This is a genomic window from Pseudomonas tritici, assembly GCF_014268275.3.
Taxonomy (GTDB): domain Bacteria; phylum Pseudomonadota; class Gammaproteobacteria; order Pseudomonadales; family Pseudomonadaceae; genus Aquipseudomonas; species Aquipseudomonas tritici.
Genome location: NZ_CP077084.1, coordinates 505686 through 519601 on the forward strand (window position 1 = coordinate 505686; position 13916 = coordinate 519601).

Genomic DNA, 13916 nt, shown 5'->3' on the forward strand with positions numbered 1-13916 from the left:
AATCGTCCCGGACCTTTGGCGCGGGTGCGCGGGGTGACCGAAATGAACGATTCAGAAAACAGCTGGGATAGGATCCAATCCTCTGAACGCTAGATAAGAGGGTTGGCCAAGGGGCGTCAATGGCGGCAAAAGGCTAAACGGCGGGTTTGGCGATATTCAGAAGGGTCTGACTGGGGCGGGGATATTCAGGCGGATACGGGGGGATGTTTTACAGGTTGGAATGAGGACTTCCTGTAGGAACACCCTTGTGTGGGAGCTGGCTTGCCTGCGATAGCATCACCCAGGTGTGACTGCTCTACCGAGGTGTCTGCATCGCAGGCAAGCCAGCTCCCACACAGGGGTTCAGTGCGCCAGAAACTTGCTCAAAAACTGCCGGGTGCGTTCTTCCTTGGGGTTGGCAAACAGCGTCTTGGCTTCGCCTTGTTCAACGATCACGCCCTTGTCGAAGAAGATCACGCGGTTGGCCACGTCACGGGCAAAGCTCATCTCGTGGGTGACGATGACCATGGTGCGGTTTTCTTCGGCAAGGCTGCGAATGGTCGCCAGCACTTCGCCCACCAGCTCCGGGTCCAGCGCCGAGGTGGGTTCGTCAAACAGAATCACCTCCGGCTCCATGGCCAGTGCACGCGCAATCGCCACGCGCTGTTGCTGGCCACCGGACAAGCGCCGTGGGTAGACATCTTCCTTACCTGCCAGGCCCACCTTGGCCAGCAGTTTGCGCCCCAGGGTGTCAGCGGCTTCGCGTGGCATCTTCTTGACCACGGTGGGGCCTTCGATGACGTTTTCCAGCGCAGTGCGGTGCGGGAACAGGTTGAAGCTCTGGAATACAAACCCCACGTGCTGGCGCAGGCGCCGCACCAGGCTTTGTTGCTGGTTGATCGGCCTGCTGGTGTCGATTTCGATGTCGCCTACCTTGATGCGGCCACTGGTGGGCTGTTCGAGGAAGTTCAGGCAGCGCAGGAAGGTGGTCTTGCCGGAACCGCTGGGGCCGATAATGGCGATGACTTCGCCTTCCTTGACCTCAAGGTCGATGCCGTTGAGCACCACCTGACCGTTGAATTGTTTGGTCAGTTTTTCAACCACGATCATGCTTCAGGACTCCAGGTCATGCCGGTTGACCCGGGCTTCCAGACGATTTTGGAAATACGCCAGGATGCTGACCAGCACCCAGTAGATCAGGGCGGCCGACAGGTACATCGCGAAAATCTCGAACGTGCGCGCGGACACCAACTGCGCCTGGCGCAGCAGCTCGGGCACTTGGATGGTCGCTGCCAGCGAGGTGTCCTTCACCAGCGATGTAAAGCTGTTACCCAGCGGTGGCAATGCAGTACGCATCGCCTGCGGCAGGATCGCCCGACGCAGGGTCTGCACACGGGTCATGCCGATACTGGCAGCGGCTTCCCACTGGCCACGCTCGATAGAGCTGATGGCGGCGCGCAAGGTTTCACAGATATACGCTGCCATGTTCAATGAGAGGCCGATCAACGCGGCGGGAATCGGGTCGAGTTCGATACCCACTTGCGGCAAGCCGTAATACATCATGAACAGCTGCACCAGCAACGGCGTACCGCGAAAGAACGACACGTAGACGCGGGCGATCCAACTCAGCGTCTTGAAGCGCGACAAACGCATCAAGGCCAGGCCGAAGCCCAGCACAAAGCCGAAAAACAAACCGCCCAGGCTCAAGATCACGGTGAAGTACACGCCCTGCATCAAGAAGGGCGTGGAATTCAGGATCAATTGAAACTTTTCTTCCATTATTGGGTGACGTCAGCGTTGAAGTACTTCTCGGAGAGTTTTTTCAACGTGCCGTCTGCGCGCAGTTTTTCGATGGCCTTGTTGACCGCAGCCAGCAACTCAGGCTCGCCTTTACGCAGGGCTACGCCTGCTTCTTGACGAGAAAACGCGTCACCGGCAGCGGCGGTGTCCGGGGCTTTTTTGGCGTATTCCAGTGCCGCCAGGCGGTCGATCAGGATGGCGTCGATACGGCCGATGCGCAGGTCCTGGAACTTGGTTGGGTCATCTTCGTAGGTGCGGATATCAGCGTTCTTGACGTTGGCTTTCACCCACTCCTCGTAATTGGTGCCCAGGCCCACCCCGACCTTTTTACCGGCCAGGTCGGCAGCAGATTTGATATTGAGTTTGTCTTCGTTCTTCTTCAGTACCAACGCCTGAATCCCGGAAACGGTGTAGGGCTCAGAAAAGTCGTACTTCTTTTTGCGCTCTTCGGAAATGGTGACTTGGTTGATCACCGCGTCCAGTCGCTTGGATTCCAGTGCGGCCAGGATGCCGTCCCACTTGGTGGCCTGCAGTTTGACCTTCACGCCCAGCTCCTTGGCCAGCGCTTCGGAAAACTCCACTTCAAAACCCGCGAGCTTGCCGTCTTCCCCTACAAAGCTGAAGGGTGGGTAAGTGCCTTCCAGACCGACGTTGATGACGCCGGCTTTCTTGATGTTGTTCAGCTGCTCGCCGGCAATTGCCTGGCCCATCAGGCCAGCCCCGAGTGCCAGGCCCAAAGTGCCGACCAGCAACGTGCGACGGAATACAGAAATAGTCATGAAGAGCCCCTGTGTTTTTATGTTGAGCGAAGCAGGTGACGCGGTAGTCGTATCCTGCCTTAAAGCGCGTAGCGCGTCTTCGCCTACGGCGCGACTATAAAGCTGGTTTTTAAGACTTGAAAATAATATAAATATAAATTGATATTCTTTTTTGGAATATATAAAAGATCTAATGTGGGAGCGTTTATTCAGCTGAACACTGAGTCATAGGCAAACAACGCCGGCGCCCCGCCGGTATGCAGGAAAATAATCGGCCCGTCTTCAAACCGGTTACGGCCGATACCGTCCAGCAAGCCGGCCATGGCCTTGCCAGTGTAGACCGGGTCCAGCAGCAGGCCTTCCTGACTCGCCAATAGCTTGACCGCAGAAAGGGTGCCGGCGTTCGGTTCGCCATAGCGCGGCCCGAAGTATTCGTCCCACAGGATCACCTTGAACGCTTGCGGGATATCCACACCCAGCAACTGCGCGGTACGTTCGGCCAAGTCCTGCACTTTCGGGCGCTGGGCTTCGTCGGTACGCGACACGGTGACGCCAATTACGGGCAGGTCTGGCAGCACTTCACTCAAGGCCAGGGCGAGGCCGCTGTGGGTCCCCGCACTGCCGGAGGCCAACACCACGGCGGCAAATTCGATGCCGCTGTCTTCGATCTGCGCGGCCAGCTCAAGCCCGGCGCGTACATAACCCAGGGCGCCCAGGGCATTGGAGCCGCCGATAGGCACCAGGTACGGCTTCTTGCCGCTGCTGCGCAGGCGGTCGGCGAGGGCATTGAGCTGGTCGTCGACGTTGTCGAGGTTTTCCACCAACTCTACTTTGGCGTCGAACAGGTCAAGCAGCAGGCGGTTGCCATTGCCCAGGTAGTTGGGGTCGTCGGTACCGGTAGGGTTTTCCAGCAAGGCAACGCAGCCCAGGCCCAGCTTGGCGGCCAGCGCAGCGGTCTGGCGTACGTGATTGGACTGGATAGCGCCGGCGGTCACCAGGGTGTCGGCGCCTTGGGCGATGGCATCGGCGGCCAGGTATTCAAGTTTGCGCAGCTTATTGCCGCCCATGGCCAGCGGCGTGGTGTCGTCGCGCTTGACGTACACATCCCTGCCCAGCCAGGCCGACAGCCGCTCGAGTTTTTCCAGGGCAGTGGCGCCGCCCAGCAATTCCAGGCGGTTAAAACGGTCGAGCTGTTGTTTGATCATGGCTACGCACGGTTGATGAGTATGGGGCGACTATAGGCAGGCACTTTTCATCGGGCAACCGACAATCGCTTATTCCGGACAGTTCTTAGTATCACACCATTGGTTCTTAAGAGTGGCCCGGGCGCATACCGTAAAGTGATGGCCATTTCGTCAGGAGTGAATACCGTGAGTGAGCGTTCCAGTCATTGGCAACTACAGACCATCGTCAGCCAACTGCGCGGCGCCCGGGACCAGTGGCGAACGCGCAATGGGCGCTTGAGTGGCGAGCATGGCGGCCGTGAGTTGCCGTCACGCGAGGCGGTGGCGCAGATTCTCGAAGCACTGTGTGGCGCGCTTTTCCCCATGCGCCTGGGTCCGGTGGACCTGCGTGAAGAGAGTGAAGATTTTTACGTCGGCCATACCCTCGATGTGGCACTCAATGCTCTGCTTGGTCAAGCGCGCCTGGAGTTGCGCTACGCTGCGCGCCAGGGCGCCCAGGACGACAGCACTGTCGATGCTCACGCCATCCGGCTGATCCAGGATTTCGCCCTGGCCCTGCCGTCCCTGCGCAGCCTGTTGGACACCGACGTTCTCGCCGCCTATCACGGCGACCCGGCCGCGCGCAGTGTTGATGAAGTGCTGCTGTGCTATCCGGGGATCCTGGCGGTGATTCACCATCGCCTGGCCCACCACCTGTACCGCGCCGGCCTACCGCTGTTGGCGCGGATCAGCGCGGAAATTGCCCACTCGGCCACCGGTATTGATATCCACCCCGGCGCGCAGATCGGCCCGAGTTTCTTTATTGACCACGGCACCGGTGTGGTGATCGGCGAAACCGCGATCATCGGCGAGCGCGTGCGCATCTACCAGGCCGTGACCCTGGGCGCCAAGCGCTTCCCGGCCGATGAAGATGGGCAGTTGCAGAAGGGCCACCCACGCCATCCGATTGTCGAGGACGACGTGGTGATTTACGCCGGGGCGACCATCCTGGGACGCATCACCATTGGCAAAGGCTCAACCATCGGCGGCAACGTGTGGTTGACTCGCAGTGTGCCGGCGGGGGCGAACCTGACGCAGGCGAACCTGCAGCACGATGACGGCACGCAAAAGTAAACGCGTCAGCCGTCAAGCCGACTCAGTGACAGGCGGGTTTGCTCGCGCAACCATTCGTTGCGCCGCGCGGCCAGGTCGTTATAGACCCGGTCGTAGAGCGGCACATATTGCTTGGCGTTTTCTGATCTTTCCTCGGGTTATGTGCTGAACGTTTTGTCATCTCCGCCCGTCATACCTTTCCCTGAGCTAGTGTAGGAATTGTCTACCGCTCGGCCCTGCGATTAGTCCCAGACCGCCTATCCATGTTTAACTTGAATGCTCGTTCAAGTTAAACCCGGTGGTTCGCTGCCCGCTCACAACAGGAGGCTTACCTTTGCTGAGTCCGTTATTTACAGCCACATCCCTCATCGTCGGGGTGCATCGTTCATGAGTGCATCGTCCACCCCCGCAAGCGGCCTGGTGCGCATGAATGCGCCGGTCTTCTACTTTGCCGCCAGCTTCATCCTGCTGTTCGGCATCACGGTCATCGCTATTCCGCAACAGGCCGGCGCCTGGCTGCTGGCGGCGCAAAACTGGGCGGCCAATACGGTCGGCTGGTACTACATGCTGGCGATGACCCTGTATCTGGTCTTCGTGGTGGTCACCGCGCTATCGGGCTACGGCAAGATAAAACTCGGTGCCGACCACGACGAGCCCGAATTCAGTTACCTGTCCTGGGCCGGCATGCTCTTCGCCGCCGGGATCAGCATCACGCTGTTCTTCTTCTGCGTGTCCGAGCCGCTGACGCACTTGGTGCAACCGCCTCAGGGCGCGCCGATGAACGCCGATGCCGCGCGCCAGGCCATGCAGGTGCTGTTTCTGCACTGGGGCCTGCACGGCTGGGGCGTGTTCGCCTTTGTCGGTATGGCCTTGGCGTATTTCGCCTACCGGCATAACCTGCCGCTGGCGTTGCGTTCGGCGCTGTACCCGCTGATCGGCAAGCGCATCAATGGCCCCATCGGTTACGCGGTGGATGGCTTCGGCATTATCGCCACGGTGTTCGGCCTCGGCGCCGACATGGGCTTTGGGGTGTTGCACCTCAACTCCGGTCTCGATTACCTGTTCGGCATTGCTCATACCCAATGGATTCAGGTCGGCCTGATCACACTGATGATGGGCGCCGCGATCCTGGTCGCCGTCTCCGGCGTCGACAAGGGCGTGCGGGTGATGTCCGACATCAACATGCTGCTGGCCTGTGCGCTGCTGCTGTTCGTACTGTTCGCCGGGCCCACCCAGCATTTGCTCAACACCCTGATCCAGAACATCGGTGACTACTTGGGCGCCTTGCCGACCAAGAGTTTCGACGTGTATGCCTACGACAAACCCAGCGACTGGCTGGGCGGTTGGACGGTGTTCTACTGGGCCTGGTGGATTGCATGGTCGCCGTTCGTGGGCCTGTTCATCGCACGCATTTCCCGTGGCCGGACCATCCGCGAATTCGTGTTCGGCGTGCTGCTGATCCCGCTGGGCTTCACCCTGGCGTGGATGTCGATCTTCGGCAACAGCGCCATCGACCAGGTGCTCAACCACGGGCTGACCGCACTCGGTCAGTCGGCCATCAATGACCCGTCGATGAGCCTCTACCTGCTGCTGGAAACCTACCCGTGGAGCAAAACCGTCATCGCGGTCACGGTGTTTATCAGCTTCGTGTTCTTCGTCACGTCGGCCGACTCCGGCACCGTGGTGCTCTCAACCCTGTCGTCCAAGGGCGGCAACGCCGACGAAGATGGGCCGAAATGGCTGCGGGTGTTCTGGGGCGCGATGACCGGGCTGGTCACCAGTGCCTTGCTGTTTGCCGGCAGCATCGACTCGCTTAAATCTGCGGTGGTGCTGACCTCGTTGCCGTTCTCGATGATCCTGCTGCTGATGATGTGGGGGCTGCACAAGGCGTTCTACCTCGAATCGCAGAAGCAGATCGCTCAACTGCATTCGCTGGCGCCGGTGTCGGGTTCACGCAAGGGCACAGGCGGCTGGCGCCAGCGCTTGAGTCAGGCCGTGCATTTCCCGTCACGGGATGAGGTGTACCGGTTCCTTGAGACCACGGTGCGCCCGGCGATTGAAGAGGTGACGGCGGTGTTCGTCGAAAAAGGCCTCAGGGTTGTCACCCAGCCCGATCCGTCCAACGACAGCGTCAGCCTGGAAATCGGCCACGGCGAGGAACATCCGTTCGTTTATCAGGTGCAGATGCGTGGCTATTTCACGCCGTCATTTGCACGCGGTGGAATGGGTTCCAAGCAGCTCAACAACCGTCGCTACTACCGGGCGGAAGTGCACTTGAGCGAGGGCAGCCAGGACTACGATCTGGTCGGCTACACCAAGGAGCAGATCATCAACGACATTCTCGACCAGTACGAGCGGCACCTGCAGTTCCTGCATTTGGTGCGCTGAGGCGAAGGACCGCGCATTTACGTCATTGGACCGTACCACTCTGACAAGACTTTGCTGTAAAAAGAAAGGGCAGAGTTAAGCGATTCAGCTGGTTAAAAGGCCTGGGAATATCGTTATTCCCAGGCCTTATTTGCCTACGTCCAAGAGAGGATTCGATGACTTACATTGCTGCCGAAAACCGCTATGAATCTATTCCGTACCGCCGCGTAGGCCGCAGTGGATTGGTGCTGCCTGCACTGTCCCTGGGGCTGTGGCACAACTTTGGCGACAGCACTCCGATCGACACCCAGCGCGCCCTGCTGCGCACCGCGTTCGACCTGGGGATCAACCACTTCGACCTGGCCAACAACTACGGCCCGCCCTACGGCAGCGCCGAGATCAACTTCGGCCGTTTGCTGCGCGAAGACTTCAAGCACTACCGTGATGAACTGATCATTTCCAGCAAAGCCGGCTGGGACATGTGGCCTGGCCCCTACGGCCAGGGCGGCGGTTCGCGCAAATACGTGCTGGCCAGCCTCGACCAGAGCCTGCAACGCCTGGGCGTCGACTACGTGGATATCTTCTACTCCCACCGTTTTGACGCCGACACCCCATTGGAAGAAACCGCCAGCGCCCTCGCCACCGCCGTGCAACAAGGCAAGGCGTTGTACATCGGTATTTCCTCCTACTCCGGGGTAAAAACCCGCGAAATGGCGGCCTTGCTCAAAGAGTGGAAAGTGCCGCTGCTCATCCACCAGCCGGCCTACAACTTGCTCAACCGTTGGGTCGAAAAAGACCTGCTGGACACCACCGAGGCGCTCGGTGCCGGGGTGATTGCCTTCACACCACTGGCCCAGGGTTTGCTGACTGACAAGTACCTCAACGGTGTACCGGCGGATGCGCGGGTCAATCGCCCGGGCGGTGGTTCGTTGCAGGCCAAGCACCTGTCCGAAGAAAACATCGCTCATGTGCGGGCGCTTAATGAAATCGCCCAGCGTCGTGGTCAGAGCCTTGCGCAATTGGCGTTGGCTTGGACGTTGCGTGATCCACGGGTGACCAGCGCGTTGATCGGTGCGAGCCGGCCGGAGCAGATTATCGAGAACGTCGGGGCGTTGAAGAATTTGAGCTTCAGTGCAGAGGAATTGGCGGAGATTGATCGGTTTGCGCAGGAAGGCGGGATCAACTTGTGGGAAAAGCCATCCACCGCTGAATAACCGGACACACCTGGGTAAATTTGTGGGAGCGGGCTTGCTCGCGAAGGCGGAGTGTCAGTCGATGAATCTGTTGGCAGGTCCACCAAGCTCCCACATTTGAGCTTAGCCAGGCTCTAGAACGGTACGTCGCCCAAGATTGTGGCTCGATGCATCACCCGCCGCTGCGGCCGGTAGTCATCCACTGCGTAGTGCTGGGTCACACGGTTATCCCAGAACGCCACGTCGTGCTCCTGCCAGCGCCAACGGATGGTGAACTCCGGGCGGGTGGCATGGGCGAACAACAGCTTCAGAATCGCCTCGCTTTCCGCCGGTTCCAGCTCGTTGATCCTGGTGGTGAAGCCCTCACTCACAAACAACGATTTACGCCCACTCACCGGATGCGTGCGCACCACCGGGTGTGACAGCGGTGGGTTCTTCTTGCGTGCTTCTTCCCACCGAGCCAGGTCTTCGGCGGTGTTGCCAAAGCGCTCCAGCGGGAAGGATTTAGTGAAGTCGTGGGTGGCGGTGAGTCCATCGAGCAATCGTTTCAATGGCTCGGACAGTGCTTCATACGCCGCAATCCCACTGGCCCACAGCGTATCGCCGCCAAATGCCGGCAGCAGCTTGGCACTCAGCACCGCACCCAACGCCGGAGTGGGCAGGAAGGTCACGTCGGTGTGCCAAACGGCATTGTCGCGCACGTCGGTGACGGCGGTGTCCAGGATCAATACTTCGGGCTGTTCCGGCACGTTGGGGTAGATCGGGTGAATATGCAGATCACCGAAATTCGCCGCGAACCGTGCTTGCTGCTGTGGGGTGATCGGCTGGTCGCGAAAGAACAGCACCGAATGCGTGAGCAACGCCTGTTCGATGGCGTCACGCTGTTCGAGGGTCAGCGGCTGGGTGATATCGACGCCATTGATCTGGGCGCCCAAGGCGGTGCTTAGTGGGGTAACGGTCAGGCTGCTCATGCTGTTCTCACTCAATGTGCCTGGCCATGCCACGGCACCAGTTTTCGCTGCAGGGCACGCAGGCCCATTTCCATGGCGAAGGCGATCAGGGCGATCACCAGGATGCCCAGCACCACCACGTCAGTGACCAGGAACTGCGCCGCCGACTGCACCATGAAGCCCAGGCCGCTGGTGGCCGCGATCAGCTCGGCGGCGACCAAAGTGGACCAGCCCACACCCAGGCCGATGCGCACGCCGGTAAGGATGTCGGGCAGGGCACTCGGCAGGATTACGTGCCGAATCAGCTGGGCACGGGTAGCGCCCAGCGACTGCGCCGCCCGCAATTTGGCGGGGTCAACAGTGCGCACGCCGGTGGCGGTGGCGATGGCAATCGGTGCAAAGATCGCCAGATAAATCAGCAGCACTTTGGACAGCTCGCCAATGCCGCACCAGATCACGATCAGCGGCAGATAAGCCAGGGGCGGGATCGGCCGGTAGAACTCGATCAGCGGGTCCAGAATGCCCCGCGCAATTCGGTTGGAGCCGATGGCAATCCCTACCGGCACGGCGGTCAGTATGGCAAAGCCCAGGCCCAGGCCGATGCGGCTGAGGCTCGCACCCAGGTGCTGCCACAACGTGGAGTCCATGTAGCCCGTGGTTGCCAACAGCCAGCCTTTTTGCAGCACGGCGGAGGGTGGTGGCAGGAACAGTGGTTCGATCAAGCCGGTGGCGGTCACGGCCCACCAGATGGCCAGCAACGCGACCAGGGTCAGCAGGCTGATCCAGCGCGTGCTCAAGCTGCGACGTGCCGGAATAACCGCGTGCGCCACCGGTTGTGCGGCGGTGGCGGGGAGTTCGTAGCTGCTCATGCGGACACCTGCCGTTGGGAGAACACTTTGCCCAGCACGTGCTCGCGGGTTTCGATAAAGCGCGGGTCAGACTTGATTGCCCGTGCCGATTCACCCGCTGCATAGCGTTGGCCGAAATCCAAATGCAGACGCTCGACGATCTGGCCCGGGTTGGGCGCCAGCAGAATCAGGTCGGTGGCAAGAAACACGGCTTCTTCGATGTCGTGGGTAATCAGGAACACCGGCTTGGCTGTACGCCGCCAGACTTGCAGCAAAAGCTCCTGCATCTGTTCGCGGGTAAACGCATCGAGGGCGCCGAAGGGTTCGTCCATCAGCAACACGCGAGGGTCGGCAGCCAGGGCGCGAGCCAGGCCAACGCGTTGCTTCTGGCCGCCGGAAAGCTGCCAGATGCGACGGCTGTCGAAACCCGCCAAGTCCACCAACGCGAGCATTTCCCGGGCGCGCACTTCACGTTGCGCCTTAGGTACACCGGCCAGTTCAAGGCCGAAGCCCACATTAGCCAGCACGTCCTGCCAGGGCAGCAGGGCGTCGTCCTGGAACACCACGCCACGCTCGGCGCTGGGGCCTTTGACCGGCACGCCGTCCAGGGTGATGCGCCCGGCAGACGGTTCGACAAAGCCGGCGATCAGGTTCAACAGCGAAGTCTTGCCACTGCCGGACGGGCCGAGCGCCACCAGCAATTGCTGGGGCCCAAGGTCGAGTGAAATGTCGGACAGTACCGGTTCTGTGGCGCCTGGGTACTGTGCGCTGATGCGCTCCAGCTGAAGCAAGGCCATCGCAATGAACTCCTGATCAGTGGGTAATGAATTTGGCGCTGACGAAAGGTGCGTAGTCCGGCAGCACCGCTTCGACCTTGCCTTGTTCCTTGAGGAACGCAGCGGTGTCGGTCACAGCCTTGGTGGTCGGTGCACCCAACAGGGTCACCTGATCAGCGGCCAGCGGGTAGACGTTGCCTTGCAGCAGCAATGGGATGTCGCTGGCCTTGGCGCCGGAGAGCTTCACCAGTTTGTCGACGTTGGTTTTGTCGGCGAGCCAGGCTTGTGGGTCTTTGCGGTAGGCGGCGTAGGCATCCAGGGTGACTTTGGCGAACGCCGTGACGATTTCCGGGTGCTTCTCGGCGAAGTCCTTACGCACGATCCATGCGTCGAAGGTCGGCGCGCCGAACTTGGCCAGCTCGCCGGAGGTGATCAGCACCTTGCCGTTTTCCTTGGCCACGCCCAGGGCGGGGTCCCACACGTAAGTAGCGTCGATGTCACCGCGCTTCCAGGCGGCGATGATCGCCGGTGGGGCGAGGTTGAGGATGGTCACTTTGGACGGGTCGATGTTCCAGTGTTTCAACGCGGCGAGCAGGCTGTAGTGCCCCGTGGACACGAAGGGCACGGCGATCTTTTTACCGATCAGGTCCTGCGGGCTGTTGATCCCGGAACCGTTGCGCGCCACCAGGGCTTCGGCGCCGCCGATCTGGGTCGCGACAAGGAAGGTTTCCACCGGTACTTTGCGGGTGATCGCAGCGGTCAGCGGGCTTGAGCCGAGGTAGCCAATCTGTACGTCGCCGGAAGCGATGGCCGCGATGATGTCGGCGCCATTGTCGAATTTGCGCCAGTCGATCTTGGCGTTGGTGGCTTTTTCGTACGCGCCGTCGGCCTGGGCGACTTTGGCCGGGTCCACGGTGGTCTGGTAAGCGATGGTCACATCCGCCGCCTGGGCAAACAGGCTGGCACCGGCCAGGGACAATGCGGCCAGGAAGCGCAGAGGGGTTAACAGTTTCAAGGGGAAGCTCCTCAATCAGGCGGCCGAGGGTCGGCGTGTGAGGAGACTAAATGATCTAAGAATCCGAAAATAAATAACGTTTTCGAATTAGCTTATGAGCAGAAAAGTGCGACTCGGTCTTCAGGCTGAGGCGCAAATGTGGGAGCTGGCTTGCCTGCGATGCAGACAACTCGGTATTCCAGATAGACCGAGTTGATGCTATCGCAGGAAAGCCAGCTCCCACAGGGGACCGCGTAAGGATTTAGTTGCTGATGGCCAGAATGCTCGCCTGGTACGACCCGACAAACACATCAAAGTCGCCCACTTCGTTCTGCTCCAGCTCTGCCTGTTGCGCCAGCGATGTACGTGCCAGCTGTTCAAAGCGCGCCTGCTCGTCCGCCGGCAACGGCTCCTTGCGAAAGTGCTCAGCGTGCACCTGGCTCTGGTGCAGGGAGAACTGCGCAAAACTCTCTTTACGCTCGGCCATCGCCGCCAGCACCTGGGCCGACGGCGTCAGGGACGGGTCCTTGACCTTGGCCAACTGAGCGTCCAGCGCCTGGCTGTGCTCGGTGATGCCGTGGCTCTCATCCAACAACGCGGCCAACGGTGCAATCTGCTCCAGCAGCTCGGCAGCCCATTCCTTCATGTCCACCGGTTGCCCCTGACGTTGCAATTGCAGGCCCGGACGGCGACCTTCCTTGACCACGCTGAGGAAGTTGGAGGTTGCGTTGCCACATTCGTTGTTGGCGAACAGCGGGCTGTCGTTCAGCGCGCAATACAGCAGGAAAGCGTCGAGGAAACGCGATTCCGGCAGATCGATGCCCATCGGCAGGAATGGGTTGATGTCCAGGCAGCGCACTTCGATGTACTGGATGCCACGCGCCATCAGCGCCTGGATCGGCCGCTCGCCGGTGTAGGTCACACGCTTGGGGCGGATGTTGGAGTAGTACTCGTTTTCGATTTGCAGGATGTTGGTGTTGAGCTGTACCCATTCACCGTCCTTGTGCGTGCCGACTTCTACGTACGGCGCGTAGGGCGTTGCCACCGCTTCACGCAGGCTGTCGGTGTAGCTGGCCAGGTCGTTGTAGCACGGCGTGAGGCCGGCCTGGGCGTTGCTCTGGTAACCCAGGTCGCTCATGCGCAGGCTGGTGGCGTAGGGCAGGTACAGGGTGTCAGCGTCGAGCACTTCCAACTGGTGCGAGCGACCGCGCAGGAAGCCCGCGTCCAGCGCTGGCGAGGCCCCGAACAGGTACATCAGCAGCCAGCTGTAGCGACGGAAATTGCGGATCAGCGCGATATAGGCGTTGGACTGATAGTCGCGGTCAGTACCGACAAATCCTTCAGTTTCCTTGAGCAACGGCCACAGCTGTTCCGGCAGGGAAAAGTTGTAGTGGATGCCCGCGATGCATTGCATGGTCTTGCCGTAACGCAGGGCCAGGCCCTTGCGGTACACGTACTTGAGCTGTCCGATATTGGACGTGCCGTAGTAGGCAATCGGAATGTCTTCCTCGGCCGGCAACGGGCACGGCATCGAGGGGCTCCACAGGTATTCGCTGCCGAGCTTGGTGTAGGCAAAGCGGTGGATCTTGTCCAGGCTGCTCAGGGTATCGGCCGGGTTGGGCAGGGCGGGAGTGATGAACTCCAGCAGCGATTCCGAGTAGTCAGTGGTGATCAATTCGTTGGTCAACGCGGCGCCCAGGGCTTCGGGGTGCGGCGTTTGTGCCAGGCGGCCCTCACCCGTAACGCGCAGGCATTCGCGCTCGATGCCGTGCAAGCACTGCTCTAGCAGGGAGAGGTGTTCGCGCTTGCCGAGCAAAGCCAGGCGGCGGTTGAGAAGTTCGCTCAAGTTGGATTCCTTCACGCGTCAGTCGCCCCAATATGGGGGTGGGCAGGACGGTCTACAAGGGTGAAGTTAAAACTGGCGTGATCGCCTGGTTTAGAGTCGATTTGACCCGCTGTGAAAAAGCCTACTTCA

At 60.5% G+C, this 13916-nt stretch carries 12 protein-coding genes; 3 read left to right on the forward strand and 9 right to left on the reverse strand.

Going from position 1 to position 13916, the window contains the following annotated elements; translation table 11 throughout:
• Positions 1 to 342 precede the first annotated feature (342 nt).
• From tcyN to HU722_RS02195, 4 genes are all read right to left on the reverse strand, one after another.
• Positions 343 to 1089: an L-cystine ABC transporter ATP-binding protein TcyN gene (gene tcyN, locus HU722_RS02180; RefSeq protein ID WP_065875871.1), complete on the reverse strand. Its 747-nt coding sequence runs from the start codon at positions 1087 to 1089 to the stop codon at positions 343 to 345.
• Positions 1090 to 1092: 3 nt separating this feature from the next.
• A complete protein-coding gene (gene tcyL / locus HU722_RS02185; protein WP_049710605.1) occupies positions 1093 to 1758 on the reverse strand; it encodes a cystine ABC transporter permease in 666 nt (221 codons plus the stop codon).
• The gene (gene tcyJ / locus HU722_RS02190) at positions 1758 to 2558 is read right to left on the reverse strand and encodes a cystine ABC transporter substrate-binding protein (RefSeq protein WP_065875870.1); all 801 of its coding nucleotides are present in this window, start codon (positions 2556 to 2558) and stop codon (positions 1758 to 1760) included. The genes tcyL and tcyJ overlap by 1 nt, the downstream gene beginning before the upstream one ends.
• A 188-nt stretch (positions 2559 to 2746) precedes the next feature.
• Positions 2747 to 3742: a D-cysteine desulfhydrase gene (locus HU722_RS02195; RefSeq protein ID WP_065879753.1), complete on the reverse strand. Its 996-nt coding sequence runs from the start codon at positions 3740 to 3742 to the stop codon at positions 2747 to 2749.
• Between the two features lie 165 nt (positions 3743 to 3907).
• On the opposite strand from HU722_RS02195, the gene epsC reads away from it, so the two are divergent.
• From epsC to mgrA, 3 genes are all read left to right on the forward strand, one after another.
• Positions 3908 to 4834, forward strand: a complete 927-nt coding sequence (epsC, locus tag HU722_RS02200) for a serine O-acetyltransferase EpsC (RefSeq protein WP_065875866.1) — start codon at positions 3908 to 3910, stop codon at positions 4832 to 4834.
• Between the two features lie 405 nt (positions 4835 to 5239).
• Positions 5240 to 7201, forward strand: a complete 1962-nt coding sequence (betT, locus tag HU722_RS02205) for a choline transporter BetT (RefSeq protein WP_175403005.1) — start codon at positions 5240 to 5242, stop codon at positions 7199 to 7201.
• A 155-nt stretch (positions 7202 to 7356) separates the two neighbouring features.
• Positions 7357 to 8394, forward strand: coding sequence for an L-glyceraldehyde 3-phosphate reductase (mgrA, locus tag HU722_RS02210; RefSeq protein WP_065875862.1), 1038 nt, complete (start codon positions 7357 to 7359; stop codon positions 8392 to 8394).
• Between the two features lie 113 nt (positions 8395 to 8507).
• Here the strand turns inward: mgrA and tauD are convergent, their stop codons facing one another.
• The 5 genes from tauD to gshA form a co-directional block, all read right to left on the reverse strand.
• Entirely contained in the window at positions 8508 to 9344 is an 837-nt protein-coding gene (tauD, locus tag HU722_RS02215; RefSeq protein WP_065879757.1) for a taurine dioxygenase, read from the reverse strand.
• A gap of 11 nt (positions 9345 to 9355) precedes the next feature.
• On the reverse strand, positions 9356 to 10192 hold the full coding sequence (tauC, locus tag HU722_RS02220) for a taurine ABC transporter permease TauC (protein WP_065875857.1): 837 nt from the start codon (positions 10190 to 10192) through the stop codon (positions 9356 to 9358).
• Positions 10189 to 10968 carry a taurine ABC transporter ATP-binding subunit gene (gene tauB, locus HU722_RS02225; protein ID WP_064450187.1) on the reverse strand — a complete coding sequence of 260 codons (780 nt, stop codon included), beginning with the start codon at positions 10966 to 10968 and terminating at the stop codon, positions 10189 to 10191. The genes tauC and tauB overlap by 4 nt, the downstream gene beginning before the upstream one ends.
• A gap of 16 nt (positions 10969 to 10984) precedes the next feature.
• Positions 10985 to 11962, reverse strand: coding sequence for a taurine ABC transporter substrate-binding protein (tauA, locus tag HU722_RS02230; RefSeq protein ID WP_065879758.1), 978 nt, complete (start codon positions 11960 to 11962; stop codon positions 10985 to 10987).
• 241 nt (positions 11963 to 12203) lie between these two features.
• Positions 12204 to 13787, reverse strand: coding sequence for a glutamate--cysteine ligase (gene gshA, locus HU722_RS02235; RefSeq protein ID WP_065879762.1), 1584 nt, complete (start codon positions 13785 to 13787; stop codon positions 12204 to 12206).
• Positions 13788 to 13916 lie beyond the last annotated feature (129 nt).